Origin of the sequence: Gilvimarinus gilvus, assembly GCF_030518155.1 — a bacterium.
In the GTDB taxonomy this organism is placed as follows: domain Bacteria; phylum Pseudomonadota; class Gammaproteobacteria; order Pseudomonadales; family Cellvibrionaceae; genus Gilvimarinus; species Gilvimarinus gilvus.
Map to the genome: position 1 here is coordinate 1 of NZ_JAULRU010000631.1, position 334 is coordinate 334.

At 58.4% G+C, this 334-nt stretch carries 1 protein-coding gene; it reads right to left on the reverse strand.

The features are described from left to right. On the reverse strand, positions 1–255 hold a 255-nt coding region (locus QWI17_RS16550), incomplete at its 3' end, for a transposase (RefSeq protein WP_302723635.1). Positions 256–334 lie beyond the last annotated feature (79 nt).

Below are 334 nucleotides of genomic sequence, written 5' to 3' on the forward strand. Positions count from 1 at the left end.
AATCGATTTCTCCCGTTCCAGCCGGTTGATCCGAGCTTCCAACTCTTGGATCTTCTGCTGCTCGGGGGTCAGCGCCTTGCTCGTTGGCGTAGCACCGCCACGTTCTGACTGGAGTTGATTCACCCAGCGGCGCAGCGCCGATTCAACCAAGTCGAGCGACCGGGCGGCTTCAGTAAGGCTATAGCCCTGGTCGAGCACCAGGCCGGCTGCCTCGCGCTTGAATTCGGGGGTGAAAGTACGTCGTTGTCTGCTCATCGAACACCTCTGTGTGGCGACCATTTTCGCCTAAAAAGGTGTCCGGGGTTAGTAGACCACTACAATCTGTCGGCGTGAG